A 14,244-nucleotide genomic window follows, 5' to 3' on the forward strand; every position below is an offset into this window, starting at 1 on the left:
AATCAAACTTGGCTACTAAGGTAACAGTGTTCAAAGAAAATAAAAAACTACTCAAATAATTTACCCTTCTTCATAGTTTCTCCATATTTTTTCATTAGAATAATAAAGCTAGTAAAATAGTGGAGGAGAAGAGTAAATGTGTGGGTTTACAGGATTTATTGGAAGTACAAATAACGATTTGGCGGTTATAGAACAGATGATCGAGCGTATTATTCATCGAGGTCCAGATTCATCAGGAGTGTTTTTAGACAAAGAGGCTGCGCTTGGCTTCCGACGATTAAGTATTATTGACTTAGATCATGGAAGTCAACCGATTTATAATGAAGATGGATTACTCGTTCTGATATTTAATGGGGAAATTTATAACTTCCCTAAGCTGAGAGAAGAACTTATTTCAAAAGGGCATATTTTCCAAACGCACACGGATAGTGAGGTTCTAATCCATGGGTATGAAGAATATGGAGAAGATCTGGTGGAAAAGTTAAGGGGAATGTTTGCCTTTGTCATTTGGGATAAACAAGAGAAGAAGTTGTTTGCTGCGCGCGATATGTTTGGAATTAAGCCTTTTTATTATGGGTTAATGGATGGCACGTTGCTTTTTGGTTCTGAAATTAAAAGCTTTTTGCCTCACCCGGAATTTAAAAAGGAATTTAATGAAAAGGCATTAAAGCCATATTTGACGTTTCAATACCCTGTCTCAAATGAGACCTTTTTCAAAGGGGTCTATAAATTACCTGCTGCGCACTATATGACGTATCAAAATGGTGAACTGAAAGTAGAACGTTATTGGTCACCAGAATTTAATGAATCCGATCAGCCTCTCGAAGAACTTGTTGGTGAAATTGATGATGTCATAAGGGAATCTGTACAAGCGCACAAAATTAGTGACGTAAAAGTGGGTTCATTTTTATCCAGTGGGGTAGACTCAAGTTATGTGGCTTCAGTCTTAAAGCCTAATAAAACGTTTACTGTAGGATTTAGTGACAGAAGCTTCTCAGAAATTGATAATGCCAAGGCTCTTTCAGATAATCTAGGAATTGAGAACGTAAATGAAGTTTTAGATCCTGAACTCTGCTTTGAAAAACTGGAAGATATTCAATACATGATGGATGAGCCTCATTCCAATCCATCAATTGTACCACTCTATTTCTTAGCAGAGCTTGCAAGTCGTGATGTGACGGTCGTGCTTTCAGGGGAAGGTGCCGATGAATTATTCGGGGGGTATGCCGAGTATGAAACGACAGCGCCTTTGAGAAAGTACAGAAAACTTCCTCTATGGGTGCGTAAGCCTTTAGGTCAAGCAGCGAAGCAATTGCCTGATATCAAAGGAAAGAATTTTCTTGTTCGAGGAGGTCTCCCTGCCGAAGAATGGTTTATTGGCCAAGCAAATATCTTCAAAGAAACTGATGTAACAGCTCTCTTAAAAGAAGACTATAAAAATGCTCCATCCGTTAAGGATATTGTACAGCCTTATTTTGATCAGGTGAAAGATAAAAGCGACCTGACAAAAATGCAGTACTTAGATCTCCATCTTTGGCTTGTTGATGATATTTTATTAAAAGCCGATAAAATGAGTATGGCTCATTCTCTTGAATTAAGGGTACCTTTCTTAGATAAGAAAGTGATGGAAACAGCAGCGAAAATACCAGATAAATATCGTGTGAATGAGATCGATACAAAATACGCTCTTAGGTTATCAGCAGCACGTGCGCTGCCGGAAGAATCAGCAAATCGTAAAAAAATTGGTTTCCCGGTTCCCATTAGGAATTGGATTCGGAATGAGAAGTATTATAAAACGATAAAGTCTTATTTTGAAAGCTCAAATGCAGAGAAATTCTTTAATAAGAATGGACTTTTAGAACTTCTAAATGACCATTACGAAGGAAAAGCGAACAATGCTCGTAAAGTCTGGACGGTATTTATGTTTCTTGTTTGGTACAAAAAGTACTTTGAAGAATATTAATCGCTTCTAAGTTCGTATTGGAAATTTTTACTGATGCCTCCACAAAACGCCCTATATACAAAAGCTCTCCTTTTTTAGGAGAGCTTTTATTAAAATTTTCTATGGATCTTTAATCATAAACAGGGAGGAATTCGATGAGAAAAAAATGGGTATATATTCTGATTCCTACTTTGTGTATAGGTGTATTAGTTATAGCTTTACCTTGTGATAAAACAAGTAAAGGAGCAAGGGATATGCCAGGGGGGAGGGTGATTCAGTCAGAGGGGAATTTCATATTGAGAAACAACAGAAATAACCAACCTCTTAAAAACTACACCGTGGTCTTGGAAGATAAAGAAAAAGGTGACCTAAAAGCTTCTGAACGAACAGATGATTTGGGAAGAATACAAACGGGGCCGCTGACAGCTGGTAAATCCTATAAAGTTATTGTCACCTCACCTGATAGAAAACGTGGACCGTTACCTTTAGAGAATGGAAAACTCTATCGACACTCTCTTTCCAAAACCCCAGTTATACTTGAAATATATGAAGAAAGGAAACCCACCCTTTTAGACTTTCCTACAGTTATGCAGGAACCTGAATTTCCAAATGGATGTGAAATAACTTCGATTACATCAATTCTTAACTACGAAGGAATCGATGTAACAAAAGTTACGATGTCCGATGACTATCTCATAAAAAAACCATTTAGCTACAAGGAAGGCAAACGGTTTGGGGCTAATCCTGATAAGGCATATGGAGGTAATCCTAGAAGTGAAAATAGTGGATGGTATGTTTTTGAGGATCCGATTGTGGACGCAGCAAACCAGTTAATCGCATCCACGGATAAAAATTTGACTGCAAAAAAAGTCAGCGGTAGCTCTAAAAAAGAAATATTGAATTACATTGAGACCGGCACTCCAGTTATGGTGTGGACGACGCTAGATCTTTCAACACCTGTTAAAAGTGGAGGATGGTATATGTATGGGACAGAAAAATTCCATTCATCTTATACTAATTTACACGCCATGGTATTAACTGGATGGGAAAATGGCAAGGTACATGTAATGAATCCACTTAAGGGTGAAGTCGTATATGAAGAAGAGAAACTATTCAAAAGTTACAAAGAAATGGGCAGTAGAGCCGTAATTATACAATGATTTTAAAGGAGTACAAGAATGGAACTTCATGAAGTAGGGGCCATCCTGAATAGCAAGACAAGAGACAGTGTAATGGAACACTCCAAAACGATTATAAGGGGAATATCCTATAAATCACAAGATGTCCAGGAAGGATATCTATTTGTTGCAATCAAAGGATATCAACAGGACGGACATCTTTATATTCAACAAGCGATTGATAATGGAGCTTGTGCGATCATCGGGGAAGAAAAGTGGCCGAATTTATCTGTTCCCTATTTTCAAGTGGAGAATAGTCGTAAAGCTTTAGGGTTGATTAGTGACCATTATTATGACTTTCCTACGGATGGCAAGATACTAATAGGCGTCACAGGTACAAACGGTAAAACCACCACCAGTTCTCTTATAACACATATTTTAGAAAATAATGGATCTTCTTGTGCTTTTTTCGGTAGCACAAAAAACATTATTAATGGAAAGGTTTATCCAACAATCAATACCACACCTAACTTACTAGAAATAAATAGACTATTAGCCGGAAGTAAAGATGATGTGGTGGTCATGGAAGTATCCTCCCACGCTTTAACACAGCATAGAATTGAAGGGCTCTCGTTCGATTATGCTTTATTCACCAACCTTTCTCATGATCATTTAGATTATCATGGTTCTATGGAAGACTATTTCCAAGCTAAAAGAAAGCTGTTTGAGATGTTGAAAGAAGACGGAAAAGCTATCGTTAACACGGATGATTATTGGGGCCAGCAATTGGCGAGTCAGCTTGTGGGTCATGGAGTCCCCACGATAACCATAGGTGAATATGGGAAAAGGGATGTGAAACTGGAAAGCTATGCTTCTAACCCAAGGAGTTTACTTTTGAAAGAAAATAACGAAATAATTTCGATAAAACCTTTGCTGTACGGACTTCATAACATGTATAACATCGCGATAGCTTATGGGACAGCGAAACAAATAGGAGTTGAGAAAGAAGGTATCGTCCAATCGATTGAACGTTTTGAAGGTGTAGAGGGCAGATTTAATGTTAAACATCTTAATAATGGAGCTACCCTGATCATTGATTATGCTCATACTCCCGATGCTCTTTTTCACTGCTTGAATACAGTGAGAGAGCAGGTTTCGAACAAGGTTATTCATGTATTTGGATTTAGAGGGGACAGAGACACGACCAAAAGAAGGGAGATGATATCAATCTCATCTGAGATGAGTGACTGTTATATCCTTACCTTCGATGATCTTAACTCTGTTTCCCAGATAGAGATGAAGAATACTTTAATTGGACTTCAAGAAAAGTATGGGAATGAAAAGGGAAAGGTGATAACAGATCGTACATTAGCAATTGAAAGTGCCATAAATATGGCCGAAACAGGAGACTGGATTCTCATTACAGGTAAGGGGTATGAGAAGTACCAACAACGTTATTATTATCCTGTTCAAGATGATGAAGAGGCTGCGTTGTATTTTTTAAATGAAAAAGAAGAATAACAAAATTAAAGTGTTAGCGACTTCTTAACTGAACTATATTTATTGATTATATAAGATGTTTAACATAACTTTTGACATGCTCTTACTGTAATATCTTCCATGCTATTAAATAAACTCTACAAATGAAAATGAATGGATATTTAAATCTCGCTGTAACTCTTAATATCCCCTTACGAGTCATGAAACTTGTGGGAGGATATTAAGAGTGCTTTGTTGAATGTAATAAAACCCCTTATGATAAGGAGTTTGCCGCCTTCTGTTATGTTTTTTTATAAAAGGGTTGATTATTTTAGTAGCGGATTTAGATAAGATTCACGAATTTTCCAATTTGAAATAAAATAATGCAGAGGTGATCATGGTGTGTTTGGACAACGGTGCAATTGAACAACAGGCAAAAGGCTGCTTTATAGAAATTCAGAAAAATTCAATCTATAAACCGATTAAGTTAATTTTGGCTGACGGAACGTCTATACTAGTCCAGAATAATACTGAATTCAAATTTTTAAATTCCACTGTTTTAATTGATAAAATAATCTTATCAGACGATGATGGGAAACTTTACTCTATAAAATCAAATCTGAATGGATTACGCTTTGCAAAGGGCGAAATAAATTATTATGAATATTTATGGTATTGTAAAAGAGAAATCGGGATCCTAATAACCATACTGCTTATGTCATTCGGTGTTTTTATTTCATTAGGGTGGCTTTTATTGAAATATTTAGTGTAAATAACACACCATTTTACAATGTGTGTAATTCATATAGAATTACAAGATTATTTCCACATAAATATGGCCGCCCTCTTATAAATAAAGTTAGGCGGCGAAATAAATTAATATAAGTTAGTGACTGGTCTTTACAAGTTATTTTTGATCTATTCTATTATAATGTACTCTTATTTTAAGGAAATAACGACGATAGATGATTGTACAAATAGCCCAAACAATGAGCACAACAGAGATAACTTGCGCAGTGCGAAGATTCCAAATCATATATAAACTATCTGTACGCATCGCTTCTATAAAGAAACGACCAAACGAATACCAGATGACATAACTTAAGAAAACCTCTCCTCTAATTGGATTGTACTTTCTAAGTATTATTAATAGGGTGAATCCTGTAATATTCCACAAAGATTCATATAAAAAAGTTGGATGGTATAGAATACCATCAATGGCCATTTGGTTGATAATGAAATTTGGCAAGTGTTGCATGAAATTATTATAAAATTCTTCAGATACAGGTCCCCCGTGTGCTTCCTGGTTCATGAAGTTCCCCCAGCGTCCAATTGCTTGACCCAGAATAATACTTGGGGCAGCAATATCTACGAGTTTCCAAAAAGAAACCTTACGCACCCTTGCAAAAATCAAACCTGTTAAGGTGGCTCCGATTATAGCACCATGAATGGCGATACCACCTTCCCATATTGCAACTATGTCGATAAGAGGCCTCTCAGCATAACGTTCCCACTCGAATGCTACATAATAGATTCGTGCGCATAATATTGCAATTGGAATTGCATAAACCACCAGGTCGACGAATGTTTCTTTGCTTACACCAATACGTTCTGCTTCTCGTAGAGCGAGAACCAATCCTAAATAGGCCCCAGCAGCAATGATGACACCGTACCAATATATAGTTAAAGGCCCCAATTCGATAAATACTCGACTTAAAGGTTCGGCCTCATAATTCACCTAAATTCCTCCTTCATGAATGTAGAATATAGTTCTGTTCACTTTAAAGATGAAGAAAAATTATCAAGAAATTGTGGAGAACTTAGTAATATTCTATGAAGGATTATACTAGTTTTATAGAAATATAATATGCTCTGAAGTTAATTTAGAACAAGGAGTGGAGAGCCCACTTGAATAGCCTTATTGCTAATGGCCAATTGCACATTGTTTTTTGGAAAAGCTGTCTCGGCTGTATCCTTCATCAGAGGAGAGTAACCTTCTAAAATTGTTTGGCTGCTATCGGAGTATTTATTTGTGATTTTTCCATCCAGTTCCTCAACGAGAAGTTTAGCATATTTATCTATTCTTTCTTCTGGTACTCTTTTGTAGAACTTTTTTTCAATCATAAGGTTCAATTGTGGAGAAATGCCAGTAATACCTAGTTGGTGTTTTAACGTTTTCCAACGCTTGAGAGCATTCTGCTCATCAACCCACGGTCCCTTTATCTTTACTAATAAGTATACTTCATATTGGTCTAAACCTTCTTTTTCTACTCCCACCCATTTCATTTGTAGGTAGGCACTGTTCGATAACTTTTTCTCGCCTGTAAATTCTAAAATATGATGACCGTTATCATGCCCCACTTGTAATAAAGTAATTGTAAATGCATCCTCTAGTTTAGAGGCTTTTTGAAAAAAATCCTTTCTATTCATGTATACTTCTTCCTTGTTACTGTGAGAAATAATGTACTGAATAGAACCAGTCTCTTGATCATCTTTTACTAACGTTACTAGTTCTTTCGGAAATTCGAATGCACGTGCTGAAATTATATGAAAGGATAATCCAAAAATTATGAGGGAAAAAGACAACCCGATAGTAATGCTATTCAGAAAAATCTGATTATGAACCTTCATAATTAATCTCCCTTAATCTTAATAGCTTGTATATATCACCTATAATTGACACTTAGGTTACAGTTTATACATTAAGGTCATAGCTTAATAGATTTAGAAGAAGATTTTTTTAGTTTTGTTTATACGGAACTGGGTATGTGTATAATAGAATAAAAAATTAAGAGAGGTGGAAGTTATGCAATTTGATTTTACGAAAGAAACATCCAAAACCGTAGATGAGGTTATTTCTTCTCTGGAAAACTCTTTAAAAGAAGAAAAATTCGGTGTTCTTTGGAACTTTGATTTAACGGGTAAGTTACAAGAAAAAGGGATGGGATTTAATACTCCTTATAGAGTATTAGAAGTCTGTAATCCAGTTGAAGCGGATCGTGTCCTTCAGGAGAACAAAATGGTCGGTTATTTTCTTCCGTGTAAAATAGTCGTATATGAAGAAGAAGGACAAGTGAAAGTAGGTATGCCGAAACCAACAACATTAATTGGGTTGGCTGATGATGAAAAATTAGCTGAAATTGCTGAAGATGTTGAACAGCGCTTGCAATCATCTATTGAAAAAGCAATTTAATAAAAAAGATAAATTAGATTGCCGCCCATTTATTATGGGTGGCTTTTTCTGCTCTAAAATAATATTGAAATTTACACAGAATCTGCACAACATCAATGTAGGATGAAAAGAGACTTTAGAAAAATATTTTTTTATTTGAACGTTATGAAGGACGTTTACTAGTGCGCACATGTTGAAGATTCTAAATGACTTTAAAGCGTGGAGGTAAGGGATGTATCAATTTTTTAGTGAAATAAGTAATGTCTTTAGTCAACCTTTTTTTAACTTAGCTTTACAGTGGGAAGGTGTTCCTCTTCTCTCTGCTTTTTTACTCGGTTTAGTGGGAGCCATAGCACCTTGTCAATTTACAGGTAATATTGGAGCCATAACTATTTATGGGAATCGATCATTGCAATCCAACGTACCCTGGCTTCATGTTTTGCTCTTTATCATAGGGAAAATTTTCGTATTTTCCACCTTAGGGTTAATCGTTTGGATGCTTGGAAAAGAAATTCAGTCCAGTTTAACCTCGTACATACCGTTTATTAGGAAAATGATTGGTCCGTTTCTAATTGTCATCGGATTATTCATGCTGGGCATTTTCCGTATGAGATGGAGTATAAAATTAGCTGAAATTCCCGAAAGATTTTTGAGAGATAGTTATTGGGGAAGCTTTCTTATGGGCGTGAGTTTTACTCTGGCTTTTTGTCCAACCATGTTTATTTTGTTCTTTATGACGTTAATGCCGGTCGTCTTATCTACGTCATACGGGGCGGTGCTACCTTCCGTTTTTGCAGTGGGAACTTCTATTCCTTTAATTGTTTCCATTTTCCTAATTTGGTACTTCAATTTAGGAGGATCATTCATGAAAAAAGGGCGAAAGATTGGTGGGCTAGTTCAGAAAGCTGCTGGATGGATCTTAATTGCGGTTGGTATTTTGGATGCTTTAACTTATTGGTGAACAAACATGGCTTTCTAGGTTTAATACAGTAAGGATGAGGTTATGGAAAGGATAAATACTACAGGGAGGTATTTTAAATGCATACACCAGATCAGCAACAACTTTATGGGGAGAAAAAGGATGGGATAAAATATTTTGAGCTAACAGCTGAACCAGTCCGAAAAGAATTATTGAACGGAGTGTTTATTGAAGGATGGGGTTATAATGGTTCTATACCAGGGCCAACTATCATAGTAAACCCGGGTGACCAAGTGAACATAAGGGTGAATAATGAGCTTCCGGAGTCAACAAGTGTCCATTGGCACGGACTAGATATTCCCGTAGAAATGGACGGTAGCGTGACCCTCCAACCTTCTCCTAAGATAGAGCCAGGACAGTATTATGATTATCGATTTACTGTAATTAATGCTCCAGGTACTCACATGTATCACTCTCACTATAACTCAATGAAACAGCAAATGATGGGACTTGGAGGAGGTTTCATAATCAAAGAGAAAAATGATCCTGTTGAGCATGATTATTTCCTTTTATTGCAAGAATTTGCTTTAAAGGATTTAGAGCATGGAAGTGTGGAAAAAGGAACATATGAAATAAACCCACACTCCCACGCATTTAATTTCTACACCATAAACGGACGTTGCTTTCCTGATGTTAGCCCGATGGAAACAGAAGAAGGGGAAAAGGTGAGGATCCGGCTAGGAAGTATTGGTCACAGCCCCGATCCCATGCATATCCATGGCCATCAGTTCGAAATTGAAAACCAAGATGGAAATCCACTTCCGGATGCAATGAAAATGAAGAGGAACAGCGTTACCTTGTCACCGGGTGAAACTTTTGACTTGATAGTTGACCCAAATAACCCAGGAGAGTGGCCGTTTCATTGTCACACGCCCCATCATATGTCAAATAATCACGCAGAGGGGCACGGAGGTATGATGACATCACTGAAGTATATAAAGGGATAAAAATTCATGTTCAATCTATTTTAAGAATGATACCTGATCAAATAGGTATCATTCTTCTTTTTACGATAAAGTATTGTATTTATGAATGGCAGGTATGGAAAATGCATAAAATCTGCACAAAGAATGGGTAGTGACGGTAAGTAGACTGTGTCAAAGGAGTGATTTTATGGAAGAGTATAAAAAAAATAGCCTTTCGCTCATAGGGGCAATAGGACTTGGAACAGGAGTTATGATAAGTGCGGGAATCTTTGCTTTACTAGGACAGATTGCAGAATTAGCTGGAACATGGTTTCCACTCATGTTTATTGTAGGGGGGATAGTGACAGGATTTAGCGCTTACTCTTACGTTAAAATGAGCAATGAGTATCCTTCTGCTGGTGGAATAGGAATGTTCCTAGTAAAAGCTTATGGAAAGGGTACATTGACTGCTTCAGCTGCTATGCTGATGGCCGTATCGATGGTGATCAATCAAAGTTTAGTGGCCCGGACTTTTGGAACTTATACTTTGCAAATATTTAATATAGATGAAGGGAGCTTCCTTGTTCCTGTTCTCGGTGTAGGATTGCTTTTATTCGCTTTTATAGTAAATATTTCGGGTAATAGCTTTATTCAAACGTTTACGTCCATTATTTCCCTCCTAAAAATAATAGGTTTAGTCGTGTTTGCTATGGGAGGATTATGGGTGGCCGGTTTTTCTGTTGTTCCAGCAGGGGGAGGAAGCGGTACGCCTGATTCGACGGTGGCTAGTATGATTGCTGCTATAGCTTTAACCATCCTTTCATTTAAAGGTTTCACAACGATTACTAATAGCGGTTCAGAGATTGTGAATCCAAAGAAAAATATTGGAAGAGCGATCATAGCTACCATCTTAATTAGCCTTGTTGTTTATCTGCTTGTAGCATGGGCTGTTTCAAGCAATTTATCCTTGAGTAATATTATTGAAGCGAAGAACTATTCCCTTGCAGAAGCAGCTAGGCCTGCCTTTGGTGACTTCGGGGTTTGGTTCACAGTTGCTATTGCTATTATAGCTACCATTTCAGGTATTGTTGCAAGTGTTTTCGCTGTTTCACGTATGTTGGCTATGCTTACGGATATGAAATTAATTCCTCATAAGCATTTTGGCATGCCAGGAAGAGTTCAAAAACACACCCTTGTATATACAGTGGTGTTGGCGATGTTTCTAGCAGTCGTCTTCGATTTAACTCGGATTGCATCTGTAGGGGCTATTTTATATCTTGTCATGGATATGATTGTCCACTGGGGAGTTTTCAAACATTTACGAAAGAAAGTTAATGCTAATTCCGGAATTGTATTAACTGCTTTATTGTTAGATGCTATTGTATTGTTGGCTTTCACATGGGTGAAGTTGAATACCGACTGGTTGATCGTAGCTGTCTCTATATTATTTATTGTATTAATTTTTATTGGTGAACACTTGTTTTTGAAGAACAGACCAGCGAAGTGAGCCAATTCATTAATAAAACAGAGCACAATAAAAACACCATTATTAAAATATAGAAGGGTGTTTCTTACTGGTTGAGTGTACAAAATTTATTCTGCACAAATTATGCACGTGTGTACTTTATCATTAGAAATAAGTTTACATTCAATGTGCTTATGTTTTTTTCCGGTATTTCAAAATATATGAATCATTGAAGTAAATTAAGATGATTTAAACACTAATGAAACCAAACCAAATGAATTATTTAAAAACGTCGTACTTACAATAGAACGACGTTTTTAAACAGATTAATTTTATACGGTCCGTGGTATAGGTATGTAAAATGAAAAGGAGGTATTGTTTATGAATGGAATGATGAACGGAAGCGGTATGGGGAGCGGCTTTTTCGGTTATGGATTATTAGGTCTTATTATTTTAGTGGCCATTATTTTAATTGTCGTGTGGATGATGAAACCAAATACGAGTAAAAAACCTCCTCAAGATGGATCCTTAGAATCTTTAAAGCGCAGATTGGCAAACGGAGAAATATCTGAAGAAGAATACGACCGATTAAAAAAGAAACTAGAACAGTAGTGAAAGTCTGGAGAGGTGAAACAAATGAACCGAAAGATCATTGGATCAATTCTTATAGCTGTCTTATTAGGTTTTGGAGTATGGATGTTTTTCCAATCTCCATTTTCAGGCTCGACCCAGCAATCCTTACCGGCAGGAGTCCAACAAGATGGGGTAAGCATTATGGATCTGGAGACACAAAAAGCTGGAAATCGACCTGTCAAAACCTTTGAACTAAAAGCCAAAGAAACAATCTGGAAAATAAATGAGAGCAAAGAAGTGGAAGCCTGGACGTATAATGGAAAGGTTCCTGGGGAGCCCATTCATGTCACTGAAGGGGATTATGTGAAGGTGCGTTTGAAAAATCAACTGGATGTCCCTGTGACGATCCATTGGCATGGAATGATTTTGCCTAACCAAATGGATGGGGTGCCTGGGCTGACTCAAGATGCTGTTCAGCCTGGGGATACGTTTACTTATGAGTTTATAGCTAACGATGCAGGTACCTATTGGTATCATTCACATCAGCATAGTTCAAAGCAAGTAGATAAAGGGCTATATGGACCATTAGTAATTGAAGAAAAAAGCAAGAAATTTGAAAAAGATAAAACGTTCATACTAGATGAGTGGGCTGTGAATCAAGAGAAGCAAAGCTTATCGAATATGGGTGGAATGATGATGGGGTCCATGTCTGGAGACGGAGAAGCTGATACAAAGCAGATGTATGATACGTTAACGGTGAATGGTAAATCGGGTTCAGCCATTCAGCCATTAGAGTTGGAGGCAGGAGAAACCGCACGTTTGCGTTTTGTTAATGCTGGTTATCAACGACATCGATTAGTTTTTCCGAAAGGTTCTATGAAGGTATTAGCAACGGATGCTGAAGATGTGAAGCAAGTTGGAGAATCAATAAACACTTTGGAAATTGCACCTGGTGAACGTATTGATGTGGCCTATACAAAAGAAAAGAAAGGTCTAGAGGTTATTGGAGAAGATCCTCAATTGCAAAATGCTGACCAAATGAAAATCCCGGTTGTTTCCAATGGAAAAGAGAACATGTCAGATGGCAATGATTTGAATGTAGAGACTGCATCCTCCATAGGAAGTGGCACATCTAAAGGAAGTGAACAATTATTATTCGATAAGGTGCCTGAAACCGATGTTTCTTACCAAATGGATTTAAGTATGGGGATGAATATGGGAGAAGGAATGGCCTTTCAAATTAATGATAAAGTTTTCCCTGATACCCCTATGATTTCCGTAGAAGAAGGAGACATTGTCAAGGTGAAAATCAAAAACACTGGTATGCTTAACCATCCGATGCATTTACATGGGCATCGTTTTCAAGTGCAATCGAGAAACGGGAAACCTTATGATGCTCCGATCGTTAAAGATTTAATTCATGTGAAGCCTGGTGAAACTTACACAGTCTACTTTAAAGCTGATAACAAGGGGGAGTGGTTATTTCACTGTCACGATAATAACCATGCTGATCGCGGAATGGTGACTATCGTTGATTATGAGGGTGTTTATTCACCGTTTGGATTAGGTGGGGAAAATAGTAACCAGCCATGAAACAAAACAAAAATAAAGACGATTCCTTTTTGGGAATCGTCTTTATTTTTTGTTGGGGGAGAGCTTGATTCTTCTCATAATAGAGGACATTAATTGTTCTTGTTGAGTAATTTTTAAACCGGCCACTTCAATATTATCCATTGTTCTCCTGTTTATATTTGCGCCAATAATAGATAGGCCAATTGGGTTTAAAATATCCATGATCTTTCCTACCCATTCCACATCACTTCTCATATGTTCAAGCATTATAATTTGTCCGGTAGGTTTTGTCACCCGTCTGATTTCCTTTAAACCTCGAATAGGATCAGGCACCGAACAAAAAACACAAGTAGATACTACAGTATCGAAAGTATCATCATTAAATTTTAGGTTTTGAGCATCCATTTCTAATAATTCAAAGTGACCTGAAAGTTGATTGACTTTTTGTTTAGCTTTTTGAAGCATGTTGGGGCTGAAATCTATACCCGTTACATTAGTTTGATCATTGTAATACTTCAGGTTAGTCCCGGTACCTACACCTACTTCCAGTGTTTCTCCATAAGCCTTTTTAAGAAGGTTTTCTCTCCATTGATCACGGATCATGTGGTCCATTAGATCGAACACAATGGATATTCGATTATACCGTTGTTTAATTTTTTCCGTTTGTTTTTTGTCCATATGATTTCCCCCATTTAATGACAGATTAGATCTACAAGCAACCAATTGACTGGATAACTAGTAAGGAAACCAAGGATCATAACAATTTGCATCATGAACCATTACGTAATCTCAGTTGGTCTGTAAATAATATGTAGTGAGCAATAGCTATCCAACCGAAAATTCTTACTTCTTCATAGGCAATTAAAGAAAGTGAATTTGCTTTAACAGCAGCTTTTATTAAGCCTATGACTCCCTTATTTTTATTGATTTCAAAGATATACGCTAAGATGAATTCAACCATATAATGAGCAAATAATCGTCAATCCAGTTATAGCTACAATTGGAACGGTAACTGGATCTCCGAGAGTACAGGCTGCTG

14 protein-coding genes are annotated in these 14,244 nt (G+C 37.0%); 10 read left to right on the forward strand and 4 right to left on the reverse strand.

Annotation, left to right across the window (positions count from 1 at the left end; translation table 11 throughout):
* The first annotated feature begins 136 nt into the window (after window positions 1-136).
* The 4 genes from asnB (at window position 137) to F6X55_RS20250 (ending at window position 5,311) form a co-directional block, all read left to right on the forward strand.
* Complete coding sequence (asnB, locus tag F6X55_RS13735) at window positions 137-1,963, forward strand: asparagine synthase (glutamine-hydrolyzing) (RefSeq protein ID WP_153464192.1); 1,827 nt, start codon at window positions 137-139, stop codon at window positions 1,961-1,963.
* Window positions 1,964-2,097: 134 nt separating this feature from the next.
* The gene (locus F6X55_RS13740; protein WP_153464194.1) at window positions 2,098-3,102 is read left to right on the forward strand and encodes a C39 family peptidase; all 1,005 of its coding nucleotides are present in this window, start codon (window positions 2,098-2,100) and stop codon (window positions 3,100-3,102) included.
* 18 nt (window positions 3,103-3,120) lie between these two features.
* Window positions 3,121-4,581, forward strand: a complete 1,461-nt coding sequence (locus tag F6X55_RS13745) for a UDP-N-acetylmuramoyl-L-alanyl-D-glutamate--2,6-diaminopimelate ligase (RefSeq protein ID WP_153464197.1) — start codon at window positions 3,121-3,123, stop codon at window positions 4,579-4,581.
* A gap of 364 nt (window positions 4,582-4,945) precedes the next feature.
* Complete coding sequence (locus tag F6X55_RS20250; protein WP_237648676.1) at window positions 4,946-5,311, forward strand: hypothetical protein; 366 nt, start codon at window positions 4,946-4,948, stop codon at window positions 5,309-5,311.
* A gap of 135 nt (window positions 5,312-5,446) precedes the next feature.
* Here F6X55_RS20250 and lgt read toward each other — a convergent pair whose 3' ends face one another.
* Together lgt and F6X55_RS13755 are read right to left on the reverse strand one after the other, a co-directional pair.
* Window positions 5,447-6,277, reverse strand: coding sequence for a prolipoprotein diacylglyceryl transferase (gene lgt, locus F6X55_RS13750; protein ID WP_153464200.1), 831 nt, complete (start codon window positions 6,275-6,277; stop codon window positions 5,447-5,449).
* 140 nt (window positions 6,278-6,417) lie between these two features.
* The gene (locus F6X55_RS13755) at window positions 6,418-7,170 is read right to left on the reverse strand and encodes a YwmB family TATA-box binding protein (RefSeq protein WP_153464202.1); all 753 of its coding nucleotides are present in this window, start codon (window positions 7,168-7,170) and stop codon (window positions 6,418-6,420) included.
* Between the two features lie 175 nt (window positions 7,171-7,345).
* Between F6X55_RS13755 and F6X55_RS13760 the strand changes: the two genes are divergently transcribed.
* The 6 genes from F6X55_RS13760 to F6X55_RS13785 all read left to right on the forward strand — a co-directional run bounded on the left by F6X55_RS13760 (window position 7,346) and on the right by F6X55_RS13785 (window position 13,226).
* A complete protein-coding gene (locus F6X55_RS13760; RefSeq protein WP_153464204.1) occupies window positions 7,346-7,732 on the forward strand; it encodes a DUF302 domain-containing protein in 387 nt (128 codons plus the stop codon).
* A gap of 211 nt (window positions 7,733-7,943) precedes the next feature.
* On the forward strand, window positions 7,944-8,672 hold the full coding sequence (locus F6X55_RS13765) for an urease accessory protein UreH domain-containing protein (protein WP_153464206.1): 729 nt from the start codon (window positions 7,944-7,946) through the stop codon (window positions 8,670-8,672).
* Window positions 8,673-8,749: 77 nt separating this feature from the next.
* Complete coding sequence (locus tag F6X55_RS13770) at window positions 8,750-9,637, forward strand: multicopper oxidase family protein (RefSeq protein ID WP_153464209.1); 888 nt, start codon at window positions 8,750-8,752, stop codon at window positions 9,635-9,637.
* A 166-nt stretch (window positions 9,638-9,803) separates the two neighbouring features.
* Window positions 9,804-11,102, forward strand: coding sequence for an APC family permease (locus F6X55_RS13775; protein WP_153464211.1), 1,299 nt, complete (start codon window positions 9,804-9,806; stop codon window positions 11,100-11,102).
* 339 nt (window positions 11,103-11,441) lie between these two features.
* Window positions 11,442-11,672 (forward strand): SHOCT domain-containing protein, encoded by a 231-nt coding sequence (locus F6X55_RS13780; RefSeq protein ID WP_153464213.1) that lies wholly within the window; start codon window positions 11,442-11,444, stop codon window positions 11,670-11,672.
* Window positions 11,673-11,696: 24 nt separating this feature from the next.
* Window positions 11,697-13,226: a multicopper oxidase family protein gene (locus F6X55_RS13785; RefSeq protein ID WP_237648688.1), complete on the forward strand. Its 1,530-nt coding sequence runs from the start codon at window positions 11,697-11,699 to the stop codon at window positions 13,224-13,226.
* Window positions 13,227-13,268: 42 nt separating this feature from the next.
* On the opposite strand, the gene F6X55_RS13790 is transcribed toward F6X55_RS13785, so the two are convergent.
* Together F6X55_RS13790 and F6X55_RS20360 are read right to left on the reverse strand one after the other, a co-directional pair.
* Window positions 13,269-13,883 carry a class I SAM-dependent methyltransferase gene (locus F6X55_RS13790; protein ID WP_153464217.1) on the reverse strand — a complete coding sequence of 205 codons (615 nt, stop codon included), beginning with the start codon at window positions 13,881-13,883 and terminating at the stop codon, window positions 13,269-13,271.
* A 14-nt stretch (window positions 13,884-13,897) separates the two neighbouring features.
* Window positions 13,898-13,978: a DUF4396 domain-containing protein gene (locus F6X55_RS20360; RefSeq protein WP_337189842.1), complete on the reverse strand. Its 81-nt coding sequence runs from the start codon at window positions 13,976-13,978 to the stop codon at window positions 13,898-13,900.
* Window positions 13,979-14,244: the final 266 nt, after the last annotated feature.

Source organism: Sediminibacillus terrae (assembly GCF_009602435.1).
GTDB classification, from domain to species: domain Bacteria; phylum Bacillota; class Bacilli; order Bacillales; family Amphibacillaceae; genus Sediminibacillus; species Sediminibacillus terrae.

What these genes read in the sequence shown, in the direction of transcription:
- asnB (WP_153464192.1), top strand. Translation starts at nt 137, where the DNA reads ATGTGTGGGTTTACAGGATTTATTGGAAGTACAAATAACGATTTGGCG.
- F6X55_RS13740 (WP_153464194.1), top strand. Translation starts at nt 2,098, where the DNA reads ATGAGAAAAAAATGGGTATATATTCTGATTCCTACTTTGTGTATAGGT.
- F6X55_RS13745 (WP_153464197.1), top strand. Translation starts at nt 3,121, where the DNA reads ATGGAACTTCATGAAGTAGGGGCCATCCTGAATAGCAAGACAAGAGAC.
- F6X55_RS13755 (WP_153464202.1), bottom strand. Translation starts at nt 7,170, where the DNA reads ATGAAGGTTCATAATCAGATTTTTCTGAATAGCATTACTATCGGGTTG.
- F6X55_RS13760 (WP_153464204.1), top strand. Translation starts at nt 7,346, where the DNA reads ATGCAATTTGATTTTACGAAAGAAACATCCAAAACCGTAGATGAGGTT.
- F6X55_RS13765 (WP_153464206.1), top strand. Translation starts at nt 7,944, where the DNA reads ATGTATCAATTTTTTAGTGAAATAAGTAATGTCTTTAGTCAACCTTTT.
- F6X55_RS13770 (WP_153464209.1), top strand. Translation starts at nt 8,750, where the DNA reads ATGCATACACCAGATCAGCAACAACTTTATGGGGAGAAAAAGGATGGG.
- F6X55_RS13775 (WP_153464211.1), top strand. Translation starts at nt 9,804, where the DNA reads ATGGAAGAGTATAAAAAAAATAGCCTTTCGCTCATAGGGGCAATAGGA.
- F6X55_RS13780 (WP_153464213.1), top strand. Translation starts at nt 11,442, where the DNA reads ATGAATGGAATGATGAACGGAAGCGGTATGGGGAGCGGCTTTTTCGGT.
- F6X55_RS13785 (WP_237648688.1), top strand. Translation starts at nt 11,697, where the DNA reads ATGAACCGAAAGATCATTGGATCAATTCTTATAGCTGTCTTATTAGGT.
- F6X55_RS13790 (WP_153464217.1), bottom strand. Translation starts at nt 13,883, where the DNA reads ATGGACAAAAAACAAACGGAAAAAATTAAACAACGGTATAATCGAATA.
- F6X55_RS20360 (WP_337189842.1), bottom strand. Translation starts at nt 13,978, where the DNA reads ATGATGCAAATTGTTATGATCCTTGGTTTCCTTACTAGTTATCCAGTC.